This window comes from Afipia carboxidovorans OM5, from assembly GCF_000218565.1.
Classification (GTDB): domain Bacteria; phylum Pseudomonadota; class Alphaproteobacteria; order Rhizobiales; family Xanthobacteraceae; genus Afipia; species Afipia carboxidovorans.
In genome coordinates, this window is the sequence record NC_015684.1 from 2,315,313 (window position 1) to 2,338,524 (window position 23,212).

22 protein-coding genes and 1 tRNA gene are annotated in these 23,212 nt (G+C 61.6%); 9 read left to right on the forward strand and 14 right to left on the reverse strand.

Features of this window, described 5'->3' with window-relative positions:
* Window positions 1-107 precede the first annotated feature (107 nt).
* Window positions 108-1,199 (reverse strand): COX15/CtaA family protein, encoded by a 1,092-nt coding sequence (locus OCA5_RS10705; RefSeq protein ID WP_013913168.1) that lies wholly within the window; start codon window positions 1,197-1,199, stop codon window positions 108-110.
* Window positions 1,200-1,307: 108 nt separating this feature from the next.
* Between OCA5_RS10705 and OCA5_RS10710 the strand changes: the two genes are divergently transcribed.
* Window positions 1,308-1,523, forward strand: a complete 216-nt coding sequence (locus OCA5_RS10710; protein ID WP_012563040.1) for a DUF2842 domain-containing protein — start codon at window positions 1,308-1,310, stop codon at window positions 1,521-1,523.
* A 148-nt stretch (window positions 1,524-1,671) separates the two neighbouring features.
* The gene (locus OCA5_RS10715; RefSeq protein ID WP_013913169.1) at window positions 1,672-2,859 is read left to right on the forward strand and encodes a GNAT family N-acetyltransferase; all 1,188 of its coding nucleotides are present in this window, start codon (window positions 1,672-1,674) and stop codon (window positions 2,857-2,859) included.
* Window positions 2,860-2,904: 45 nt separating this feature from the next.
* On the opposite strand, the gene OCA5_RS10720 is transcribed toward OCA5_RS10715, so the two are convergent.
* A complete protein-coding gene (locus OCA5_RS10720) occupies window positions 2,905-5,016 on the reverse strand; it encodes a GumC family protein (protein ID WP_012563038.1) in 2,112 nt (703 codons plus the stop codon).
* Between the two features lie 136 nt (window positions 5,017-5,152).
* Here OCA5_RS10720 and OCA5_RS10725 point away from each other — a divergent pair, with 136 nt between their 5' ends.
* Window positions 5,153-6,283, forward strand: a complete 1,131-nt coding sequence (locus OCA5_RS10725; RefSeq protein ID WP_012563037.1) for a glycosyltransferase family 4 protein — start codon at window positions 5,153-5,155, stop codon at window positions 6,281-6,283.
* A gap of 122 nt (window positions 6,284-6,405) precedes the next feature.
* Window positions 6,406-7,929, forward strand: a complete 1,524-nt coding sequence (locus OCA5_RS10730) for an undecaprenyl-phosphate glucose phosphotransferase (protein WP_012563036.1) — start codon at window positions 6,406-6,408, stop codon at window positions 7,927-7,929.
* A gap of 30 nt (window positions 7,930-7,959) precedes the next feature.
* On the opposite strand, the gene lptF is transcribed toward OCA5_RS10730, so the two are convergent.
* Together lptF and OCA5_RS10740 are read right to left on the reverse strand one after the other, a co-directional pair.
* Window positions 7,960-9,117 (reverse strand): LPS export ABC transporter permease LptF, encoded by a 1,158-nt coding sequence (gene lptF / locus OCA5_RS10735; protein WP_012563035.1) that lies wholly within the window; start codon window positions 9,115-9,117, stop codon window positions 7,960-7,962.
* Window positions 9,118-9,146: 29 nt separating this feature from the next.
* Window positions 9,147-10,259, reverse strand: a complete 1,113-nt coding sequence (locus OCA5_RS10740) for a glycosyltransferase family 9 protein (RefSeq protein WP_012563034.1) — start codon at window positions 10,257-10,259, stop codon at window positions 9,147-9,149.
* A gap of 194 nt (window positions 10,260-10,453) precedes the next feature.
* Here OCA5_RS10740 and OCA5_RS10745 point away from each other — a divergent pair, with 194 nt between their 5' ends.
* Window positions 10,454-11,974: an ArnT family glycosyltransferase gene (locus tag OCA5_RS10745; RefSeq protein ID WP_012563033.1), complete on the forward strand. Its 1,521-nt coding sequence runs from the start codon at window positions 10,454-10,456 to the stop codon at window positions 11,972-11,974.
* Between the two features lie 6 nt (window positions 11,975-11,980).
* Here OCA5_RS10745 and OCA5_RS10750 read toward each other — a convergent pair whose 3' ends face one another.
* Window positions 11,981-12,418: a lipid-binding SYLF domain-containing protein gene (locus OCA5_RS10750; RefSeq protein WP_012563032.1), complete on the reverse strand. Its 438-nt coding sequence runs from the start codon at window positions 12,416-12,418 to the stop codon at window positions 11,981-11,983.
* A gap of 206 nt (window positions 12,419-12,624) precedes the next feature.
* Here OCA5_RS10750 and OCA5_RS10755 point away from each other — a divergent pair.
* Window positions 12,625-12,702 (forward strand) — tRNA-Pro (locus tag OCA5_RS10755).
* A 41-nt stretch (window positions 12,703-12,743) separates the two neighbouring features.
* Here the strand turns inward: OCA5_RS10755 and OCA5_RS10760 are convergent.
* The 7 genes from OCA5_RS10760 to OCA5_RS10790 all read right to left on the reverse strand — a co-directional run bounded on the left by OCA5_RS10760 (window position 12,744) and on the right by OCA5_RS10790 (window position 19,430).
* Window positions 12,744-14,681, reverse strand: a complete 1,938-nt coding sequence (locus tag OCA5_RS10760) for an acyltransferase family protein (protein ID WP_012563031.1) — start codon at window positions 14,679-14,681, stop codon at window positions 12,744-12,746.
* Between the two features lie 52 nt (window positions 14,682-14,733).
* Complete coding sequence (locus tag OCA5_RS10765; protein ID WP_012563030.1) at window positions 14,734-15,483, reverse strand: MerR family transcriptional regulator; 750 nt, start codon at window positions 15,481-15,483, stop codon at window positions 14,734-14,736.
* A 120-nt stretch (window positions 15,484-15,603) separates the two neighbouring features.
* A complete protein-coding gene (locus OCA5_RS10770) occupies window positions 15,604-15,948 on the reverse strand; it encodes an integration host factor subunit alpha (protein ID WP_012563029.1) in 345 nt (114 codons plus the stop codon).
* 129 nt (window positions 15,949-16,077) lie between these two features.
* The gene (locus OCA5_RS10775; RefSeq protein WP_012563028.1) at window positions 16,078-17,055 is read right to left on the reverse strand and encodes a beta-ketoacyl-ACP synthase III; all 978 of its coding nucleotides are present in this window, start codon (window positions 17,053-17,055) and stop codon (window positions 16,078-16,080) included.
* A complete protein-coding gene (plsX, locus tag OCA5_RS10780) occupies window positions 17,052-18,113 on the reverse strand; it encodes a phosphate acyltransferase PlsX (protein WP_012563027.1) in 1,062 nt (353 codons plus the stop codon). The genes OCA5_RS10775 and plsX overlap by 4 nt, the downstream gene beginning before the upstream one ends.
* 184 nt (window positions 18,114-18,297) lie before the next feature.
* Complete coding sequence (locus tag OCA5_RS10785) at window positions 18,298-18,888, reverse strand: YceD family protein (protein ID WP_013913171.1); 591 nt, start codon at window positions 18,886-18,888, stop codon at window positions 18,298-18,300.
* Window positions 18,885-19,430: a ubiquinol-cytochrome C chaperone family protein gene (locus OCA5_RS10790; protein ID WP_012563025.1), complete on the reverse strand. Its 546-nt coding sequence runs from the start codon at window positions 19,428-19,430 to the stop codon at window positions 18,885-18,887. The genes OCA5_RS10785 and OCA5_RS10790 overlap by 4 nt, the downstream gene beginning before the upstream one ends.
* Before the next feature lie 125 nt (window positions 19,431-19,555).
* On the opposite strand from OCA5_RS10790, the gene OCA5_RS10795 reads away from it, so the two are divergent.
* Window positions 19,556-20,032, forward strand: coding sequence for an outer membrane protein assembly factor BamE (locus tag OCA5_RS10795; RefSeq protein WP_012563024.1), 477 nt, complete (start codon window positions 19,556-19,558; stop codon window positions 20,030-20,032).
* Between the two features lie 93 nt (window positions 20,033-20,125).
* Here the strand turns inward: OCA5_RS10795 and OCA5_RS10800 are convergent, their stop codons facing one another.
* Entirely contained in the window at window positions 20,126-20,725 is a 600-nt protein-coding gene (locus OCA5_RS10800; protein WP_244396178.1) for a helix-turn-helix domain-containing protein, read from the reverse strand.
* Window positions 20,726-20,864: 139 nt separating this feature from the next.
* Between OCA5_RS10800 and OCA5_RS10805 the strand changes: the two genes are divergently transcribed.
* Both OCA5_RS10805 and OCA5_RS10810 read left to right on the forward strand, forming a co-directional pair.
* Window positions 20,865-21,404: an amino acid synthesis family protein gene (locus tag OCA5_RS10805; RefSeq protein ID WP_012563022.1), complete on the forward strand. Its 540-nt coding sequence runs from the start codon at window positions 20,865-20,867 to the stop codon at window positions 21,402-21,404.
* 209 nt (window positions 21,405-21,613) lie between these two features.
* On the forward strand, window positions 21,614-22,891 hold the full coding sequence (locus OCA5_RS10810) for an MFS transporter (protein WP_012563021.1): 1,278 nt from the start codon (window positions 21,614-21,616) through the stop codon (window positions 22,889-22,891).
* 124 nt (window positions 22,892-23,015) lie between these two features.
* On the opposite strand, the gene OCA5_RS19270 is transcribed toward OCA5_RS10810, so the two are convergent.
* A complete protein-coding gene (locus tag OCA5_RS19270; protein ID WP_012563020.1) occupies window positions 23,016-23,168 on the reverse strand; it encodes a hypothetical protein in 153 nt (50 codons plus the stop codon).
* Window positions 23,169-23,212: the final 44 nt, after the last annotated feature.

Consider the following 23,212-nt stretch of genomic DNA (forward strand, 5'->3'; position numbering starts at 1 on the left):
AGCGGACCTCTCCCCACGAAACGGAGAGGCTGTCATGCGAGCGCGGAAGGCCGCATGAAGCGGGCCTTCCCGGCACGTCGGCGATTTAGAATTCGTCGAGACAACGCCTACCGGAACGTGGGAACGAGTCCCTGCGCCATCGTCGGCTCGCCGGGCTGCAGACGATGCGTCTGCAACAGCGCAAGCGTTAACACCACGATCGCTGTCGCCTGATGCAGAAGACCGAGCGAGATCGGCACCTGATGCAGCAGCGTGAAGATGCCGATGACGAGCTGGAGGCTCATCGCCGCCATCAGCCAGACCGCACCCCGCACGGCTGCAGGCGCAGCCTTGGTCCGGATCACGTCGACGAGATGATAGAGTGCCACTGCGAACAGCGTATAAGCGATCATGCGGTGGGTGAACTGCACCGTCAGTGTGCTGTCGAAGAAATTCCGCCACCATGGCTTCTCGAAGAACAATTGATCGAGCGGCGGAATGAACCCGCCATCGATCTCCGGCCAGGTGTTGTAGATCTTGCCGGCCCGCAGGCCCGCGACGAGCGCGCCGAAATAAAGTTGCAGGAAGATAAGCCCGAGCAAGATCCGGCTGGTCAGCGCTGCCCTTGCCGTCGCGGCGACCCTGGAGACGCGCGGCGCCAGACCACGCATGGTCCACACCGTCGCGGAGAAAATCAGGAGCGCGAGGAGGAAATGAATCGCAAGCCTGTACTGCGAAACCGAAACACGCTCCGACAGGCCCGACTTCACCATCCACCACCCGACCGCGCCTTGCAGGCCGCCGAGCGCGAACAGAACCCATAGCCGCCGCTTCAGCGCGGCATCGAGGCCGCCGCGGATCAGGAAGAACAGGAACGGCAGAAAGAACACCACGCCGATGCTGCGTGCGAGCAACCGGTGCGCCCACTCCCACCAGAAGATCGTCTTGAATTCCGACAGGCTCATGCCCGAATTCATCTCGCGATATTGCGGGATCTTTTTGTAGGCCTCGAACTCGGCGTCCCACGCCTGCGCACTCAGCGGCGGCATCATGCCCGAAACCGGCTTCCACTCCGTGATCGACAGGCCGGATTCGGTGAGTCGCGTCGCACCGCCCACCAGAAGCGTACAAACGATCATCGCTGCGACAAATCCAAGCCAGATACGGATCGCCTTATGCGATTTCGTGGTCTTGGCGGGGATGTCAGGAGAATGGGTCATTGCCATGCGTGGTTATATGGAGGGAGGCTTGATCGGCCGGGCGCGGCCCTTATAGTCGCCCCCGCTTTCCGGCGCAAAGCGCACAACCCCGCAGCCATTCAGTTCTCCATGAAGATCCGGACCCGAAAGTTCATTGGAACCATAGGCCTGCTCATTCTCGTCGTGGTGTGGTCGCTGCTCGGCATGACGATCGCCCAGACGCCGTGGCTTGCTTCCTCCAAGCTCGCGCAGGGCATTTTCTATGTGGTGGCGGGTCTTGGCTGGGTTCTGCCCGCCATGCCGCTGATTTCATGGATGTCGCGGCCCGACGCCCCTTCGGCCTGAGCCCCCGTCACATTTAATCCTGTTGTGATTTCAAGGCGATTCCGCCAACGGCCACCGGGCATTACTTTTTATTGACGTTTGTTTGGAAAGGTCGGCCGGAAGGCGGCCTGGGCGCCGCCCGTCTCACGTTCTCAAAACAGGGTCCGCAATGGCAATGGCCGCCGAGCACGACTACCCATCCGCCAGTGCGGGCGTTGGGAACGGCGGCGCCATCGCCCATGTCCGCCTCTATCAGAGCTTTGCCGAAGCTGAAGTGATCTGGCGCGGCATGGAGACGCGCGACCATTTCTATACGCCGTTCCAGCGCTTCGATTTCCTGAACGTCTGGCAGATCCATACCGGCCCGTTCGAACACACGACGCCGCTCATTGTCGTCGCGCTTGACGCCGACAACCGCCCGCTGATGTTGATGCCGCTTGCGACGGTGCGGGACAACGGCGTCCATGTCGCCCGCTTCCTTGGCGGCAAGCATTCGACCTTCAACATGCCGATCTGGCGGCGCGACTTCGCTGCCCGCGCGACCAAGGCCGATCTCGATCTCGTGTTCCAATCCGTCGCCGCACATGGCATCGACATTCTGGCTCTGACCCAGCAGCCGAAAGAATGGCACGGCAACGCCAATCCGTTCGCGCAGCTCCCGGGCCAACCTTCCGCGAACGCCTGCCCGCTATTGCAGGTCCGGCCTGGCGCCACCCGCGAAGAAGTTATCAGCAGCGGCATGCGCTATCGCATCCGTCAGAAGGAGCGCAAGCTCAGTGTCCTGCCCGGCTATCGCTATTTCGTGGCCCGCACTGACGAAGACATCACCCGTGCGCTCGACTACTTCTTCGCCACCAAGCCGCTGCGCATGGCGGCACAGAACCTGCCGAACGTCTTTGCGGCACCGCATATCGAAGCGTTCGTTCGTGCTGCCTGCCTCACCGAGATCGCGGGCGGCTATCGCGCCATCGATGTTCACGCCATCGAATGCCGCGACGAGATACTCGCAATGTTCGGCGGTGTCGCCGATGGTCATCGCTACTCGATGATGTTCAACACCTACACCATGTCCGAGAATGCAAGGCACAGCCCGGGCATGGTGCTGCTGCGCAATGTCATCGATCATGACGTTGCGCGGGGCTTCACCGGCTTCGATCTCGGTATCGGCGCGGCGGGCTACAAGCTTCACTTCTGCAAGGGTGAGCAGCAGATTTTCGATTGCTTCATTCCGTTTACCGCCCGCGGTCGACTGGCGGCGCTCGGCATGTCGTCGCTCAACCATGCCAAGCGGATCGTGAAGCAGAATCCGACACTTGTAAGCATGGCGAATCGGCTGCGCGCCGCAATTCATCGCTGACACGCTGACGCTCAGCGAACACCCACACTCGTCTGGAAATTCATCTCAAGCAGCGGCGACTTCCGCCTGCGGAGCTTCGCTTGCGGCCGGCTCGAGAATGCTCACTCCAACAAATCCCGACGCCAGCAACTGCGACCGCATGGTCGCCTTCGCGGCCTCCGACAAACCGGGTGCTGGCAGGATCACTGCATGAGCGTGGCTGGCAATCAGGGACGACGGAAGATCGGCAGCCGTCCCGGCATCGAGCACCACATGGTCATAGGTGTGCAACAGCGCATCGAGCGCCATCACGACACGGGGCGATGTCAGAAGCGCGCGCTCCGGCTGAACGCCCGCACTGATGACGTGGAGCGAGGAGCGCGTATCGCGGTTGATGATCTGCCCGAATGAGGCAACGCCTCGTGCAAGATCACTGAGACCGGGCACATGCGCCGCACCGTCCATCCCTGAAGGCGACAGACCGATCAGCAAGGCCCTCGAATCCCGCGCAAGCTGTCGCGCCAGCGTAAGCGCAGTGTTGGAAACATCACTCCCCTCACCTGCGCCGATCAATGTGATCTTGCGCGCCCGCTCGCCGCTTTGGCGCAGCGCCGCGGCAAGCTGCTCGATCTGCAACGTGAACGGCATCGCAGGAGAGCCTCTGACAATATCGCTGACCGCGACGCCATCATCCGACGTTCCCCATGGGGTTGTCATCTTCAGAAGCTCGGCCGTTGCGATATAGCCGCTGGTCAGCAGCAGCGTCACCAGAGTCGCGATCAGCACGATCGGCAACTTCTTCGGATAAGCAGGCGTATTGGAAACAATAGCGCGCGAGATAATGCGGCCATCAGCCGGTGCGGAATCGATGGTCTCGCGCGTCGTCGCTTCACGATACTTGGCGAGATAGGTTTCCAGAAGGTCGCGCTGCGCCTTGGCCTCACGTTCAAGCGCGCGCAACTGCACTTCTTCGCTGTTGGTGGACGTTGCGCGCGACTTCAACTGATCGAGACTTGCGTTCAGTCCGTCCATGCGCGCACCCGCGATGCGGGCGTCGTTCTCGAAGGCGCGGGACAATTTGCCGGCTTCCTCGCGAATCTGCCGATCGAGATCTGCAATCTGCGCCTTCAATTCCTTGATGCGGGGATGGCGATCCATCAACGTCGAGGATTGTTCAGCCAGCTGCGCGCGGAGCGTGACGCGCTGCTCGCTGAGCCGCCGCACCAAATCCGAATTCAGGACCTCGGACGCTTCGATCGGCCGCCCGCTTTGCAGCATGGTGCGGATCGCGTGCGCACGCGTCTCCGCATCCGACTTCTGCGCGCGGGCATTGTTGAGCTGCGTGTTCAGCTCGCCAAGTTGCTGATTGGACAGCGTGGTGTTGTTGGTGCCGACGAACAGGTTCGACTTGGAGCGGAATGCCTCGACGCGATCTTCCGCTTCCGAGACTTTCTTGCGGAGGCTATCGATTTCGCCCGACAGCCACTGCCCCGCCGTTTTGGCCTGCTCCTGCCGGGCAGCCTGCTGCATCACCAGATAGCCGTCGGCGATGGAGTTCGTGACCTTCGCCGAAAGCTTCGGATCGCTTGACAGAAACTCGACCACCATGACGCGCGACTTATCGACCGCATAGGCGGTCAGACGATCGTAATAGGCGCCGAGCACTCGCTCCTCCGGCGTCAGACGGAGCGGGTCACGGCCGATGCCGACCAGCAGCAGCAGTGATTTCAGCGGTGAGATACCGTTCAAGACCGGATCGAACTCCGGCAGCTTGTCGAGCTTGTTCTTCCTGATGACTTCAAGCGCAAGTTCGCGTGACAGCAGAAGCTGCACCTGGCTTGCGATGGCGGCATCGTCGAGCGCGCCACGCTCTTCGCTGCGCTCGCCGGTCGGGCGCAGGAAGATGTTGTCCCGCCCGTCGATCAGGATGCGCGCCTCGGACTTATAGCGTGGCGTCACCGTGTTCACGCCGACCATCGCCAGCACAAACACCGCAGCCGTCGGCACCAGAATCCATTTGCGCTTGTCGACGAGCGCCTGCCAGATCACCCGCAGATCGAGATCGCCATGCTGCGACTTGGCCGCCTGCCGAGGTGCAGGCGGTGTTGCGGGAGCCATGAACCGCCAAACAGCGCTAGCGGCCTCTTTCAGCCGGTCACGCACATACGCCACACGCATCAACAGCTCCCGCCACGCTCACACAACTGGCACTGCGGCGATTACAATCCATTAAGGTTGCTGTGCGGTTAACGTCGCGGCGTCATGCTTTGTAAACGCGCGGGCCCTAATGAAGGGATGATTTTAAGCCAGAGCCATGCCCTTACCTGATCGCCCCCTTCGCATTCTGCACGCCGTCCGCGCCCCCGTTGGCGGCATCATCCGCCATATTCTTGACCTCGCCGATGGCCAGGCCGAGCGCGGGCACGAGGTCGGCATTCTCGCCGACAGCCTGACCGGTGGTGAGCGTGCCGATGCCGCGTTGAGCGAGATCGCGCCGAAGATGAAGCTCGGCATCCACCGCATCGCCATCCGCCGCGAGCCGCACCCTGCCGATCCTGCAACCGCCCTACGCCTCTTGAAGCTTGTGCGCGCGCTGAAACCGGATGTGTTGCATGGGCATGGCGCGAAAGCCGGCGCCTTCGTGCGGCTCAAGGGTGCCTCACAGACAACCATCCGCGTCTACACGCCGCACGGCGGATCGCTGCACTACCGCCCGGAGACGCTGAAAGGCACGTTCTATGCTCGCCTCGAGCGCGCGCTGATGAACCGCACCGACCTGTTCCTGTTTGAAAGCGGCTTTGCACGAGACACTTATCAGCGCGTCGTCGGCAAGCCCGCGGGCCTCGTGCGCTGTGTTTTCAATGGCGTCAGCGCCAATGAATTCGATCCGGTGCCGCTCGCAACGGACGCCACCGATCTCGCGTACGTCGGTGAATTCCGCCACATCAAGGGCGCGGATATTCTCATCGAAGCGCTGGCCCGGCTGCGTGCGAACGACAGGCCAGTGACGCTGACGCTTGCCGGCGACGGCGAGGAAACGGCAACTCTCAAGGCACTGGTTCAGCGCCTGCAACTCACAGACGCTGCGCGCTTCATCGGTCACGTCAAGGCGCGTACCGGCTTTGCCAAAGGCCGCCTGCTTATCGTGCCCTCGCGCGGGGATTCGATGCCATATGTGGCGATCGAAGCCGCAGCCGCCGGCGTGCCGATGCTCGCGGCCAATGTCGGCGGCATTCCGGAAATCTTCGGGCCGTTCGGCGATGCGCTGTTCCAGCCGAACGATCCCGGCGCGATGGCCGATGCCATCGCGAACGCGCTCGACAATCTCGACGGTGCGCGGGAACGAGCAAAATCGCTGCGCGAACGCATCTTCGCAAACTTCTCGCAGAAGGCGATGGTCGACGGCGTGCTCGACGCCTATCGGGACGCCTTCAGCCTTCGTTAACCTCGTCCGAATCCAATAACGGATTGTTCTGTTTTCTTCGGTATCCGAACGAGAACGCGCGAGCGCGCGCAACGATAATCGAACGGGATTCGGGCGTGGAAACGAGGAGCATTCAAGCCAAAATGGAAGGATCTGCAGCGGCTGCCGTATCTGTCACCACGGGCCGGCCCTATCCGTTCGAGCGCAGGCGCCGCCTTTCGCCCGCCGCGCTCGCCGTCACCAACGAAAAGGTCCTTCCCGCCTACTCGACCGTCGTCATCAACGGCGTCGTGCGCGCCCTCGACTTCACTCTCCTCAGCATCGTCGGCATTGCTTCCTATCTCGGCTATGTGGTCCCGATCGATGGATTCTCCTGGTACGCAATTCTCGCCGTGCTGGCGATGTCGCTCGTTGCCATCATCAGTTTCCAGGCAGCGGAGATGTACGATATCCAGATCTATCGCGGACGGCTGCGACAGTTCACGCGCCTGATTTCGTGCTGGACGCTGGTGTTTCTGTTGTTCATCGGCGCGTCGTTCTTCGCCAAGCTCGGCGACAGCGTCTCCCGCGTCTGGCTTGCGACATTTTTCGTCAGCGGCTTCGTCACGCTCGTTGTTGAGCGCATGGTGCTGCGCTCACTGGTGCGGCGATGGGCACGCGAAGGCCGGCTCGGCCGGCGCACCGTCATCGTCGGCTCCGATGAGAACGGCGAGAAGCTCATCAAGGCGCTGCGTCAGCAGCACGACTCCGACCTCAAGCTGCTTGGCGTCTTCGACGACCGCAACGACGGCCGCGCGCTCGATACCTGCGCCGGCCTGCCCAAGCTCGGCAAGATCAACGACATTGTCGAATTCGCGCGACGCACCCGCGTCGATCTCGTGCTGTTCGCCCTGCCGATCTCGGCCGAGAGCCGCATCCTCGCGATGCTGAAGAAACTGTGGGTGCTGCCGGTTGATATCCGCCTCTCCGCCCACACCAACAAGCTGCGCTTCCGTCCGCGCTCCTACTCCTACATCGGCTCGGTACCGACGCTCGGCATGTTCGAGCAGCCGATTACCGACTGGGACATGGTGTTGAAATGGGCATTCGACCGTGGTGTCGGCGCCATTCTGCTGATCCTGCTGGCACCGGTGATGGCGCTCACGGCGCTTGCGATCAAACTCGACAGCCCCGGCCCGGTGCTGTTTCGCCAGAAGCGCTTCGGCTTCAACAACGAGCGCATCGACGTTCTGAAATTCCGCTCGCTCTATCACCACCAGGCCGACCCGCTTGCGGCCAAAGTGGTGACGAAGAACGACCCGCGCGTGACGCGCGTCGGGCGCATCATTCGCAAGACGAGCCTCGATGAACTGCCGCAGCTCTTCAACGTGGTGTTCAAGGGTAATTTGTCGATCGTCGGCCCCCGGCCGCACGCCGTGCAAGGCAAACTTCACAGCCGCCTGTTCGACGAGACGGTGGACGGCTATTTCGCGCGTCATCGCGTCAAACCCGGCATTACTGGCTGGGCACAGATCAATGGTTGGCGCGGCGAGATCGACAACGAGGAGAAGATTCAGAAGCGCGTCGAGTTCGATCTCTATTACATCGAGAACTGGTCGCTGCTGTTCGACCTCTACATTCTCTTCAAAACACCGTGGGCCTTGATCAAGGGCGAAAACGCTTATTAAGCTCACCCCTACCTGCTGAAGCCTTGAGCTTTATCGTCGACCGAACCGCGGCAGACGCGCCCACAACCGCGTGATCTGACCCACAATATTGGCGGGCGGGTCGACGATGACCCCCTTCACGATCATCCATCCGCTGAGCGCCGCAACTGCAAGCAGCATCGCGTATTGAACGGCGATCGCCGCCGGTTGCGACACGGCGATCGTCGAGCACGCATAGCCGCCGATGCGCACCACGAGAACGACCAGGATAAGCATGGAGATTGCGAAATTCCGTCCCTGCCGGGTCGTCCGCGGCGGGCCGAGAAATGCGAATGCCAGTATCACGAACACGAACGGATAGAGTCCTGCGAGCAGACGATCATGCAACTCGGCGCGGAACTGACCGAGACTGCGCTGCGCGACCTGATCGTCCTTCGGCGGCGAGATCAATTCGCTGATGAAGCGTTCGCGCGCGTTGTAATTATAAGTCTGTGGTGCCTGCGAGAACTGCGACATGTCGAAAGCGTAGCTCTTGAAAGCGACGATCAAGGGATCCTTCTTGTCGGCCTGGAAGCGCTGCAGATTGCCGTCGCTCAGCACCAGGAACGACCCTTTGTCGGTCTTCTGCACCACGCCGTTTTGTGCGGTGATGTTGATGCGCTCCGCCGGGTTGCGCTGGTCGTCGATGAAGACGCCGACCAGCACGCCGCCCGGCCGGCGCTCCTGCACCCGCAGCACCAGCTTGTCGAGCCGGATGAACTGCCCCGGCTGAAGCACATTGGCGAGCACATCGGCGCCGATCTCGGTGTGCCAGCGGCGCAGCGCCCGCAGACACTCCGGCGCAAGGAACACAGCAAGAAACGAGATCAGGCACGCCACAATCACGGTCGAATACATGAACGGGCGCAGAAACCGCCATGGCGACAGCCCCGCCGCGTTCATGACGATGATTTCAGAATCGGTCGCCAGACGGTTCAGCGTATGCGTCACCGCAAGCAGGATCGCGAGCGGCGCAATGATCAGCGCAAGCACCGGGATCGCAAGACCGGTGATGCCGAGGAACACCAGCACGGTCTGCCCCTGTGCCGTCATCAGATCAATGCCGCGCAGCGCCTGCGTCACCCAGATCACGCCGGTCAGGGAAATCAGCACGATCAGGAACGACAGCAGGGTCGACCGGACGACATAAGCGTCGATCGAGCCGAGCAATCGTCGCGGCGATATGAGCGAGAGAGCCGTCAGGAGACCACCTTGTCCGTTGAAGGCACCGGTTGCGCGCTGTCGAGACCCGCCAGAAGCTCCCGGACCGCCGCCAGCACCTCGTCATAGGGAATATCGGCCACCCTCGTCGCGCAATGCAATGCCCGATGGGGTACGCCGAAAGGATACCACTCCTTTATGGTCGTGTTGGGCATGAGCGCTACTACCGGCTTGCCCCGCGCCGCAGCGATATGCACGATCGAGGTATCGGGACTGATGACGAGATCGGCGCAGGACACCGTCGCGACCGTCTCCGAAATATCGGCCGAAGGCGGCAGCCATTCAGCCTCAGAGGCTTTGCCGATCGCCTCCAGTCGCGCCAGGTCCCACGGCGCGGAGATCAGCACGACGCGCACCGACGGCGATTTAAGATCACTCACCAGACGGATGAACTTTTCATCGTCCCAATACCGGGCCGGATCGACCGACAGATTGACGACGATCAGCTTCCGTTCATCCTTCTCCTCCGGGAAAAGCCTTTCGCGGACTGCCCTGGCAGCCGATTGAGAAAAGACGATGGCCGGGTGAATATCCTCGGGCTCGAGCATCAGCTTGAGCGGCGCGATCAAGCGCAGCATCTGCACCGCCTGATGCTCCGGCTCTCTCGCACGCGGCACCGGCACATCGTAAAGCCCGGTCCCATCATCATCGAATCCGATCTTCAGCCTCGCACCAGCCAACACCGCATAGGCCGCGGCCGTCATGGAGTCGCCCGTCAACATATCGATGACGACGTCGTAGTTGCGCTCGCGCAGTTGGCGGATGAGGCGCGCCTGCTCGATCAGATTTTTTCTGGCGATGAAGACGCCGTCGAGATGCGGCAGCAGCGATGCCGCCGCGGCGTTCTTGCGGCCGAGCACGATATCGATCTGGGCGTTTGGAAAGTGATCGCGCAACGCCTTGAAGAAGGCGGTCGAGATGATGGCATCACCGATCTTGTCGGTGCGGATCAGCAGAATCCGGTCGACCTGCCCGATCGTCTCAGGCGTCGCACGTTGCGTTCGCGTGAACGCAAAGCGTACGCGGCGGGCCAACGAATAGAGCCGTTTGGTCGATCGCCAGACTCCGCGATCAAAGGTTGAGAGCGCCATGAACCGTGTTATCCGACGACCGTCCTGCCTATAAGGCTCTGAGATTAAAATACAAGTCTAATCAATATCGTCTCCGGGACAGGGCCCCTGTCGATAATGAAACCGTGCACATGGCGAAAGCCTCAAGCCGCGCTCCTTGACAGGCCCCACCGCGCTGCGGCCATAGAGGGCGGCAAGCCCACCGGACCCACCGCATGACCGATCAATCGCACGACGCATCGAGGAACCCGACCCGGCCGTCGGCGGATACGGCTGCCGTTCCCGTGCTGATAGCGATCCTGCTCGCGCTCACCGCCGTGCGGCTGGTCGGGCTCAACCTCTCCCAGGTCGATCTCTTTTTCGATGAGGCACAATACTGGTCGTGGGCGCAGGCGCCGGCCTTCGGCTATTTTTCCAAGCCACCGCTGCTCGCCTGGGTGATCGCGCTCGCGCAATCTGTCTGTGGCAGCGGAGAGGCGTGCGTACGCGCGCCCTCGCCGATCATCTACGCGCTCATCGCAATCGTCGTCTATCTCATCGCGCACAGGCTTTACGACGCCCGCACCGCGTTCTGGAGTGCGCTGTCAATTGTGCTCGCGACCGGCGTCATCTTCTCGACGCGGATCATCTCCACGGATGTGCCGCTTCTGCTGTTCTGGTCGCTTGCCTTGTTGGCCTATGTCGAACTGCTTGAGAAGCCGCGCTGGAGTTTTGCGATCGTGCTCGGCCTCGCCGTCGGCCTCGGCATGCTTGCCAAATACGCGATGGTCTATTTCTATCTCGGGATCGTGCTCAGCGCGTGGCTCGCCCCGCATACCCGCACGCTGCTGCGCCAGCCGATGTTCTGGGTGAGCGTTCTCATCGCGTTCGCCTGCCTGATCCCGAATGTGATCTGGATCGCGCAGCACGATTTCGTCACCTTCAAGCACACGTCCGACAACGTCCAGGGCAGCGGCGCAAGCTTCCGTCCCGGACAGGCGTTATCGTTCCTCGCGAGTCAATTTGCTGTCATCGGGCCGATCACCTTCGGCGTCTTCCTCGTGGGGCTTGCAAAGTTATGGCGCAACACCTTCACGCATGAGGACCGTCTGCTGATTGCATTTGCGATCCCGCCGCTCGTGCTGATCGCGGGCACCGCAATGATCACGCATTACAACGCCAACTGGGCCGCCACCGCTGCGATCTCGGTGACGATCTTTGCGACTGCGATTCTGATCCGCGAGGCGCGCTGGAAACTCGTCACGACAACCATCGCACTCGGCCTGTCCGCGCAGACGCTCTTCATCATCGCGGATGCTTACGCCCCGAAAGTCAGCCTGCCCTTCCTCGCGCGCGGCGATGTCTACAGCCGCACCCTCGGCTGGAAAAACCTCGCCGAAGCGGTGAAGGAGGTTACACAAAAGACCGGCGCGAAAAGCATCGTGACGGACCAGCGCGCGGCCACCGCCGAGCTTCTCTACTATCTGCGCGACGCGAACCTGCCGATCTACGCTTGGCGTTCGCAGGCGGCGGCAAGCGATCAATACGACATGGATATTCCGTTGACGCCGTCCGCGCCGCAGCCGGTGCTTGCCGTGGTGGAGTGTGGCTCACCTGCGCGCTATCGCAACAGTTACGACGCCGTCGAAGCGCTGCCCGATATCACGGTGTCGACAGGCCCGCGTTCGCAGCGCAGCTACCGTGCGCTCATGCTCTCCGGCGCGAACGGCACGCCGCCGTTCGGCCGGTGTTCGTAAAGCTGTTTAACGTAGCGAGATCGCAAGCCCGCTGAGGTCGGCATTCACCATCAAGCCGGCTTGGCGACCCTGCATGGTCAGCACCGCGCCCTTCTCGTTGGTGAGAACGATGGCGCTGACGCCCGGCCCCACGGCCGCACCGGCTCCGGCTGCGCCATAGACCCCCGCGACGTCCGACGGACGGCGAATGTTGCTGACCGTGCCGACGAGATCGGTTTTCGAGGCACCAAAGACGAAGCCCGCGCTCAGGCCTCCGATCGACAGCGGATAGCGCCGGCCGTGGAAGGTCAGCGTGCCGCTTCCGCCCGACGCGCCGATGAACCAGCCGCCCTTCAGCACGGAAATGCGGATGGTGCCGCTATCCGCATAGGCTGCGGAGCTGAGCCCGGCCATCAAGGCGACGGCCAACACAAGTATCCATTTCGGCATCCGGACGGAAAACATCGCCTCCACCTTTCATTTGCGCGGAGAATCAATCGCCGCTGATGGTGAAGGATAAGGCCCGCCGCAGATTCGGGGCAACCGCCACGCCGTGCCCGGGTCGGGGCCAAGAAGGCGAATACGGCCCTATGGGAACGGTGGCCCCGAGCCATTTTGCTCAGTTCTTGCCTTGCCTTATGCCGCCAATTTCCCTAATCAGTCGCCATTGTCGGAGCGTGGCGCAGCCCGGTTAGCGCACTAGTCTGGGGGACTAGGGGTCGTGGGTTCAAATCCCGCCGCTCCGACCATTTTTTTTGCAAAACCCCGCTTTGGCAACCCACCGCCGCCCTCAGCGAGGCGGTGTCTCCTTCCGATACTCCGGCCTGATAACGCTCGCGTTTCGCGCGATGAAGAATGTCGACGCCGCCGGCGTCAGATGGCCATCGTCGCGGGAAATCGGCAATCCACCGCTGTCGGGAACGGTGATCAGGCAGCGGTCGCCGTCACATAGTGTTGCGGCCGGTGAAATGAACGTCGCCCCTTCCGCTGTCGCAACATGCCGGACCATCTTCTCCGCCGCAAACGCAGGCACATCGAGATAGGCCGAATCCCATTCAGGCATTTTCTCCGTCAAAGCGGGACGGTTGAAGATGCTGAACTGGAAATCCCGCAACGGGATAACCGACGGCGCGAGCTTCCAGTGCGGAAACTGCCCGATAACAACGATGTGCTGCACGCCGATCGTCTTCAGCCATTCGAGAGTTCGTGTCAGCCTCTCCTCGTTCAGCAACGCATAACCGCGCGTACCGTCATAGGCCGACCAGCGCGCCGCAAGGATTACTGTATCCGGACGCAACAGTTCGATCTTCTGCCGCGCGAATGCATTCGCATCGTTGCAGTAGCGCGGACGCGACGCCACGGCATCCACCATCGGGGCGCAGGCGAATGAAATGTAGCGCGCGAGCCGGAAGTCCTGCCTTTCCTGCTGCAGAGCGCGCAGGCCAGCGATCAGATGAAATGCATGTGAATCGCCCCAGACCAGAGCGAGCGGCGCACCTGCTGGTCCCTCACCTTCGCATTGCGGAGATGGCCGGACATCGACGTCATAACGGCATACATGGGCGTCCTCGGACTCCTTCTCCGTCGTCATCATGCGTTTCTGGATCTCGTGCGGAAAACGATCCAGCAGCCCCTCCTTCGCGTACACCACGAGGCCAAGGCCGCCGCCAACAGCGAGAACTGCAGCGAGAGAAACAGCTTTCGGCGACAGACGCCCTGCCGAGCGAATCGGACGCTCAACAAATCTGTAGGTGAGATGCGCAAGAACGCCGGCGGCAAGGATCAAGCCGATCGACATGATGAACGTCGGCTCTTTCTGGAAGCGGATGATGCGTGCGAAAACGAGAAGCAGCCAGTGCCACAGATAGAGCGGGTAACTAATCAACCCGATATAAACGAGCGCAGGCTGGCTCAGGAAAACGCGGTTCGGCCGCGCATTCTCACCTGCTGCAATCAGGAGCGTCGCACCCGCCACCGGCAACAGCGCCCACCAGCCGGGAAAGGCCCGGTCGCGATCGATCACGACCATCGCCACCGCGAGCAGCAGCAGCCCGACCCAACCGGCCCATTCCCGCTCGAGAACAGGACGTCCGGCACGGGCATGAAGCAGCGCGAGAACAGCGCCCGCTCCCAATTCCCAGAAGCGGCTGAACGGCAGGAAGAATGCGGAGACAGGATCATTTCCGCTTTGCACGACATTGACGACGAACGACAGACCAGCGAGCCCAACCGCTACCGGGATTGCTGAACGACGCACCGCCAGCATCATCAGGATTAGCGGCCAGACCAGATAGAACTGCTCCTCCACACCGAGCGACCAGATGTGCAGCAGCGGATTGAACTCCGCGCTCTGCGCGAAATAATCCTGCTGCAGCCATAATGCGATGTTGGCGACGAAGCCCGCCGATGCCGCAACGTTGAGGCCCAGTGTCCGGAAGGCATCGGGCAGCATGAACAGAAAGCCCATCCCCAACGCGACGAGCAGGACGAGAATGAGCGCCGGAAAGATGCGCCTGATCCGGCGCCCATAGAATTGGGCGATGCTGAACCTGTCGGCAGCGATGTCCTGACGGATCAGGCCGGTAATCAGAAAGCCGGAGATGACGAAGAAAACATCGACGCCGACGAAGCCGCCGGGAAACGCCGATGGAAAATAGTGAAAGCCGATGACGAACAGGACGGCAATGGCGCGCAGGCCGTCAACGTCTCGTCGATAAGGCAATGACACGTTGATCAATCCCGCAAGGCTTAACCGAGCAACGATAGCGTCAGTTGCCCGGTCAAGTGTTCATCGCGCGGTCAAGCAGCGCGCGGGCTCCTACGAGATCGTCGAGCACAGAACGCAACTTCGCCTGATCGTCCGTATGCAGACTCTTGCGGCGCAGTTCCTGACGCACGCCGGGCGGCGCGTAAGCGTCCGCCCCATTGCTGTGATGCGTGGAAGCACGCATGCCGGCCGGGGCCGTCACCGTTGCGACGGGAATCTCCGGCGCGGGCCGCACAGCGCGCGGCGATAATGGGCCGATCCGCTCCGACATCGACGGCACGAAGTCCATCGACGGGCCGAGCGGTGGGCTTTCGGTCTCGATCTCGATGTCCTCTGCCTCGTCTTCCTCGTCCGCTTCGTCGAGGCTGTCCTCGGCCTCATCCTCTTCGGCCTCGAGCACCTCCTCATCCTCGTGATCATCGACATGATCTTCGGAGGTACGGCGCGCGGTGGGCTCGAATGAGGGACTCGACAGCGCGGCCGGTGCGAGCGCGGTTTCGTCGAGGTTCTGAACGGCCTTCACGCCATGCTCGCGCAGGATGCGTTGCACGCCACGGATGGTGTAGCCCTCGCCGTACAGAAGACGACGGATTCCGCGCAGCAGTTCGACGTCGTCAGGCCGGTAGTACCGGCGACCGCCGCTGCGTTTCATCGGCTTGATCTGAACGAAGCGCGTTTCCCAAAACCGCAGCACATGAGCCGGGATATCGAGATCGTCAGCCACTTCGCTGATGGTCCGAAATGCGTCCGGTGCCTTTTCCAAAAGGCAAGCCCCCTGTCGAAGTCCCGCGATGAATCACCGTTCCCCGCAAGGGTAACGTGTTTTTGTGATTCCCGGAAATCGATTTGGCGGTGCTGCGTGCGGCCGCCCGTAACAGGCAGGCTAACCGGCAGCGACCTTGGCGACGTCGCCATTCGTCTTGGCAGCGGCGCCGTTATTGATTCGCTGCTTCAGGATGGCCGAGGGCTTGAACACCATCACCCGGCGCGGAGAGATCGGGACTTCGGTCCCGGTCTTGGGATTACGTCCGATCCGCTCGCCCTTCTTGCGAACCATGAAGGAGCCGAACGACGAAAGCTTCACCGTTTCGCCCTTCTCCAGGCAGTCGGTAATCTCTTTCAGAACGAGCTCGACAAAAGCTGCCGACTCCGTCCGCGACAGGCCCACCTTTTGGTAAACCGCCTCGCACAAATCGACTCGCGTGACTGTTTTTCCGCTCTCGCTCATGATCCGACCCCAGCTCCAGCGTGCAAATTATCCTTAAAAATAAGAGGTTAGTTGCAACGGGTCAACCATGCTCATACGTGTAACCGCGTGATATTGCGATGCCCGAAAAGCCGGCATTCGAGCTAATTTTTACCAGCGCAGCAGCGCCGAGCCCCAGGTGAACCCCCCGCCCATCGCTTCCAGCATCACGAGATCATTTTTCTTGATGCGTCCGTCGCCAGCCGCTGTCGCAAGCGCGAGCGGAATGGACGCCGCCGACGTATTGCCGTGCTGGTCGACCGTCAGCACCACCTTTTCCGGCGCGATATCGAGCTTTCTCGCGGAGGCATCAATGATCCGCTTGTTGGCCTGATGCGGAACCAGCCAGTCGATGTCCTGCGCGGTCGTTCCCGTGGCCGCGAAAGCATCGACGATCACGTCCGTAATCATGCCAACGGCATGCTTGAATACTTCGCGGCCTTCCATGCGCAGATGGCCAACGGTCTGGGTCGTCGAAGGCCCACCGTCGACATAGAGCTTGTCTTTATGACGACCATCTGAGCGCAGATGTGTGGTGAGAATCCCCCTGTCCGCGCTGGTTCCGGGCTGTTGTTGTGCTTCAAGCACCACCGCGCCGGCGCCATCGCCAAACAGCACGCAGGTGCCGCGATCGGTCCAGTCGAGAATGCGGGAGAAGGTCTCCGCGCCGATCACCAGCGCACGCTTGTAAGCACCGCTTTTGAGAAAATTGTCCGCCGCTGCGAGCGCAAAAATAAAGCCGCTGCATACGGCCTGAATATCGAACGCCGCGCCATGATGAATGCCGAGGCCGTTCTGAACCTGCACCGCCGTCGCCGGAAAGGTATGGTCCGGCGTCGAGGTCGCAAGCACGATCAAGTCGATCGATTGGGCATCGATCTTGGCATTGGCAATCGCCGCCTGCGCCGCCTTGAGGCCGAGATGCGAGGTGAACTCGCCTTCCGCCGCGATATGGCGCTGGCGAATGCCGGTGCGCTGAACGATCCATTCGTCCGAGGTATCGACCATGCCTGCCAATTCGGCATTGGTCATCACGCGCTCGGGCAGGTATGCACCGTAGCCGATCACAACCGAACGCATCACACTCACGAAACAGCCTCCTGCGCGGTCGGCATGCGAGTGAGCGATCCGCCGTCACGGTTGAAAGTTTGATTGATCTTTGTCAGGAGATCGTAGCGGACCATCTCATAGCCAACATCCACGGCCGACGCAAAGCCCTCGGCGTCGGTGCCGCCATGGCTTTTGATGACCACGCCATTGAGGCCGAGAAACACCCCACCATTGACCTTGCGGGGATCCATCTTGTCCCGCAGCGCCTTGAAGGCGCTTTTGGCGAACAGGTAACCGATCTTAGAGCGCCAGGTCCGGCTCATCGCGCTGCGCAGATATTCCGCAATCTGACGAGCGGTCCCCTCAGCGGTCTTGAGCGCAATGTTGCCGGAGAAGCCCTCGGTGACGATGACGTCCGCCGCTCCCTTGCCGATGCCGTCGCCCTCCACGAAGCCGATGAATTCGAGCTCCGGCAGGTCCATGGAACGCAGCAGCTCGGCCGCCTCCTTCACCTCCTCGACGCCCTTGACCTCCTCGACCCCGATATTGAGGAGCCCCACCGTCGGCCGTTCGATATCGAACAGCACCCGGGCCATCGCGCTGCCCATGATCGCGAGCGAGGCGAGATGGCGGGCATCAGCTCCGATCGAGGCGCCGACGTCGAGCACCACCGACTCGCTGCGGATGGTCGGCCAGACGCAGGCGATCGCCGGGCGATCGATCCCCGGCAGCATCCGCAGATTGAAGCGCGACATCGCCATCAGAGCGCCGGTGTTGCCGGCTGAAACCGCAACGTCCGCCTCGCCTTTGCGGACGGCATCGAGCGCCAGCCACATCGAGGAGGTCTTGCGGCCACGCCGCAGCGCCTGGCTCGGCTTCTCCTCCATGGTGATCGCGACATCGGTATGGACTACGCGCGAGACCGCCTTCATCGCCGGGTGTTTGTCGAGCTGGCGATTGATCGCGGCGCTGTCGCCGAACAGGATGAATTCCGTGTCGGGATGGCGGGTCAACGAAATCCCTGCACCCGGAACCACCACGGAAGGACCGAAATCACCGCCCATGGCATCGAGCGCAATACGAACCTTCTGGGCCATGGCCGATGTCAGAACCTGATTGGGCAGCGACCCCGATGAGCCTTCAGCGGATCGGGACGCAAGCTATGATTGGCAATGCGAAACGGCCGGTGAGGGTGATCATACCGCCGTCCCTCAACAATAGCCGGTTCAGAAGCCGATACAATATCTTGCCCGGCCTGTCTCGTTTCTCGAACGGCGTGAATCAGCCCTTTTTGGATTTTTTCGGTCCCCTGCCCGGCGGCTCCTGCAGGGCCTTGAGAGCCGCAAAGGGGTGATCCTCGGGGCTGGCGGCCTCCGCGGCCGGCTCAAACGCTACCCCCGGCTTGCGCGGATAAGGGTCGATCCCGAGAAACAGGATGTCGGTCGCAAGGCGGCCGAGATCGATCGTGCCATTGACGATGAGTTCCGGCGGATCCGGCTCCTCGCCGTCGATATCGACCCGTGGCTTCGCCGCAGCAGCCGTATCCGGCTCGGCAAAGATCACCTCGACGTCCTCATCGATCCGGCTTTCGAGCGGTTCCAGCGTGACCACACATTCCTGCCCGACGAGCCCACTGACATGGCCCCGCGTCTCGATGCCTCCGCCCCGGACGTGGGTGAGGTGGAAGTCCGCCTTAGCCTCCAGAACCTCCCGCAGCCCCGCAACCTCGGCGAGCGCCGCGCGCTCCCCCACATCGGCCGCAAACGTCACATGCATGCCGGCCGCCGGAATCTGTGCCACCACCACCGGATGGCTCCAGGGGTTATTGCGAGAAGAAGGGGTATTCCGAAAGGATTCGTGCCTCTCGCTCATGCCGTCACCTTACTGTCTGGCGCATTGGGGGCCGGAAATTTCCATTTGCCGGCGGCGAAGGCTGCGGGCGCGACGCCGGCGAGCCCGGTCAGCGTCTGCGCCACATAGGCAGCCAGCCGCTCCGCCCCTGCGGCGTTGGCCTCGTTGAAGATATTACGATCGAGCGCGATGGCGAGTTGCGCTTCCCCGGCCTCGACCGCGGCATCATAGGCTGCCGAGCGGCCATAGAAGGCCTCGCCGAACTTGCGCATCCGTTTCGGGACCGTGAGGTCGCCGACCCCCATTTCCCGCAGATTGTCATCCATATCGCCGCAGAAACGGTCGAACAGTGCCTGAGACGCCCCCTCTCCGCCCGGCACGCTCCGAAGCAGCCGCAGCACCATCCAGAGATGCAGCAGGACCATGTCGAAGCGGCCACTGACGGTGTCCGGGACACCATACCCGGCATAGAATACGGGTTGGCGGGCCTGCGTCACGATCATGCCATAGATGGCTTCGATGGTGCGTTGCGATGAGGTCGATTTCCTGAGGAATGAGAACATCGTTCGATCCGTTATCAGCCCATCGGGCCGGGCCCGCGTTCCATGGTTGCATTGGGGCGTGCCGCCGGGTACGTCAACCGCTCCGGCGATGCAAGAACCTCACGAGATAAAGGCCTCCGCCTGACATGACGTTTCGTGTCCCCTTCCCGTCTTTCCGCACCCCCCGCCTGAAGGCAGGCGCCGTCCGCGGCGCGCTCACCGCGCTCGCTTTCGGCATCGTACTCGCCGGATGCACCGGCGAGCAGTTCCAGCGGGGCTACATCCTGCCGCCGGGCGCTCTGGAGCAAATCCAGATCGGCGCGAGCCAGGATCAGGTGCTGGTGGTGCTCGGCACGCCATCGACAGTCGCGACGCTCGACGGCGACGTGTTCTACTACATCTCCCAGCGCACGGAGCGTAAGGTCGCCTTCATGCACCAGCAGGTGATCGACCAGCGCGTGATCGCCGTTTATTTCGACAAGAACCGCATGGTACGGCGCGTGGCGAATTACGGCCTGAAGGACGGCAAGATCTTCGACTTCATCAGCCGCACCACACCGACGAGCGGTCAGGAGATCAGCTATCTCACGCCGCTCTTCAAGCTCTTGAGCTTCCGCGACTAAACCCGGCAGGCAGACTAGTTTCTAAAAACGGCGCGCCCAGCAATCTGGCGCGCCGTTTCGGTTCCCGCGTGAAGCGGAAGTCTCAGCGAAAACTCAGCTGCGTCCGCCAACATTGTTGATGACGATGAAGAAGACGGCAGGCTCGCTATCCGAGGGATTGTCGAACCGATGAGACACATGGGCGCGATAGAAGATCGCGTCACCTGCTTTCAAATCGTATTTCTCATCTCCGAGCTGTAAGCCCAATCGGCCCGAGGCCACCGTGAGCGTCTCCTCCACCCCTGCGCGATGTGGCGGAAACGTACCGGAGCTTTGCAAAGGCGGCAGCACGTTGACGACGAAATCGACGCCCGAGTTCTGAGATGCAAGCGGAGACAGCGACCGCCGCTCAAAACCAGTGGTCGGGACCCGAAAGACGGCCTGCTCGGCACGGGGCATGACCACCACATCGCCGCTGAGTTCTTCTCCACCCACCAGTTGCGAGATGCTGATCCCGAAGCCCTCCGCAAGCTTGCCGAGCACCGTCGCGGTCGGCGAGGTCAACCCGCGCTCGATCTTCGACAGCATCGACTTGCTCACACCAGTCTTGTCCGCAGCCTCGCGGAGCGACCAGCGCCTGCCTTCTCGTAATTCCTTGAACCTGGTCGCGAGAACAGCAGTCATTTCAAAGGCCTCATCACCAATCTGCAGCAACGTCTCTACTTATCGCCTCCTCCGCGCCTACGACCAGCATTCTCCCAACGTCAAAATTCGAGAATCGTTGACAAAAGTGGACATAATGTCCACCATAGAGGACAAATACCACTAAACATAACTAAGGAGGAGCGTCGCCATGGCTATATCGATCCGCAAGATCTGCGCATTTCAGGAAGAAGTTAACTACGACCAACGTCCCCTCTCCAAGCCGTTCCGGCACGTCATCGTGGCCGCCGTCATCAAGAATCCTTGGGCCGGACGCGGGTATGTCGAAGACCTCAAGCCGCTGATCGAAGAGACCGCGGCACCGCTCGGCGAGCTTCTCGCCTCGCGCGCGGTAGCCATCATGGGCGGCGCCGACAAGGTCGAAGCCTTCGGCAAAGCCGCCGCCGTCGGCACCGCCGGCGAATACGAGCACGCCAACGCCCTCATTCACACCACGCTGTTTGGCGACCCCTGCCGCAAATCGATCAACGGTTCGGCGTGGATGGTCGGCAACCAGAAGATTTCACCTGTCGGCCTGACGCTGGAATTGCCAATGGCGCACAAGGTCGACGCCAAGAACCAGAACTATTACCACACCATTTCCCTCTCCATTCCCGACGCGCCTCATCCGGACGAGATCGTCGTTGCGGTCGGAATGGCATCCGGCACGCGCCCGCACGCCCGCATCTAACACAAGCTGCACTGAAGACTGGCCGGCGCGATCCGGGCCTGACCTCTAACGGATCACGCCGACCAAGAGAGAGCTTCCCAATGTCCTGCGCGAGCTTCGCGCAGGCATAGCGATCGCCTGCGCGCTCACGAGAAAGCACCGCGCGAGTCTTGGGAAGCAACGGTCAACGAGGAGAGAGACTACCAAGCAAGCTCGGGGAGGATATCAACATGGATAGTCAGATAGCGACCACGACCAGCGGATACCGCAAAGCCACGCTACGCATCGTTCCTTTCTTATTCGTATGTTACTTTTTTGCGTTTCTCGATCGCGTCAATGTCGGATTTGCAAAGCTTCATATGCTCTCCGACCTGCAGCTCAGCGAAGCTGTTTACGGACTTGGGGCCGGCATATTCTTCATCGGCTATTTCATCTTCGAAGTCCCGAGTAACCTGATCCTCCATCGCGTCGGCGCGCGACTGTGGATCGCGCGGATCATGGTGACGTGGGGCATCATCTCGGCGGCGATGGCCTTCATCACATCGCCCACGATGTTTTACATCCTGCGCTTTCTGCTCGGTGTGGCCGAAGCCGGGTTCTTTCCGGGCATCATTCTCTACCTGACCTACTGGTATCCGGCAGAGCGGCGTGGCCGCATCATCTCGCTGTTCATGGCCGCCATTCCGGTGTCCGGTCTGATCGGGAGCCCGATCTCCGGCATAATCCTCGACATGTCGCACGGCACGCACGGCCTTGCCGGATGGCAATGGCTGTTCATCATCGAAGCCCTGCCCTCATGCATTCTTGGCGTGATCCTGTTTTTCTTCCTGACGGATCGGCCGGCACAGGCCCGTTGGCTGACGGCGCCTGAGATCAACCGCATCGAGGCCGACCTTGCTGCCGAAGCCAAGCAGCATGACTCCCACTCGGTGGGAGCCGCGATGACGGACTGGCGGGTGTGGCTGCTGTCGCTCGTCTATTTCGGCATCCAGATGGGGGTCTACGGCATAGGCTTCTGGCTTCCGACCATCGTCAAAAGCTCGGGCTTCACGTCCGACACCGTCGTCGGCTTCGTGACGGCGATCCCCTATCTCGCTGCGACAATTTTCATGATCATCATGGGGCGCTCGGCAGACGCGACAGGGAAACGGCGCCTCCATGTCGCACTTCCGGCTGTTCTCGGCGTGCTCGGTCTTGTCGGGTCCGGCATCTTCGCAAGCAACGTCTACATCGCAGTGACGTGCCTGACGCTAGCGACGATGGGATGCATCACCGCACTGGCGCTGTTCTGGTCGCTACCGTCTGCCTTCCTCGGCGGATTCGCCGCGGCTGGCGGCATCGCGATGATCAACTCGGTCGGCAACCTCGCCGGCTTCCTCAGCCCCTACATGGTCGGGCTCATCAAGGACGCCACGCACAGCACAAGCCCCGCACTCTATGTCATAGCTGCAGCCGTCTTGATCGCAGCGCTTCTCGCGACGCGCGTGCCGCGGATCGTCGATCGATAGACATCGACCGATAAACGCATCAAGGGCGCTCGGCAAAGCTCCGCCGGGCGCCCTTATGCACCTGTCTGACGGGCCACTCAAAGCCCAGTTCGAATAAGACGTGAACGATATCGCGCCGGCTCAGTTAGACTGCAACGAACCCCCGCGCGACAAAGTCATATCCCTGTTCCCAGCGCGCATATTGCTCACTGTCCTTGGGATAGGGATTTTTCCGCGGCTCTTGATTGAAACGCGCAAGTTTGCCCTGTTCAAACGGGTCGTTGTCGTCTGCTGCCATGACATCGCTCCCTGAACACCGGTGTAGTCCGGCCCTGAGCAACA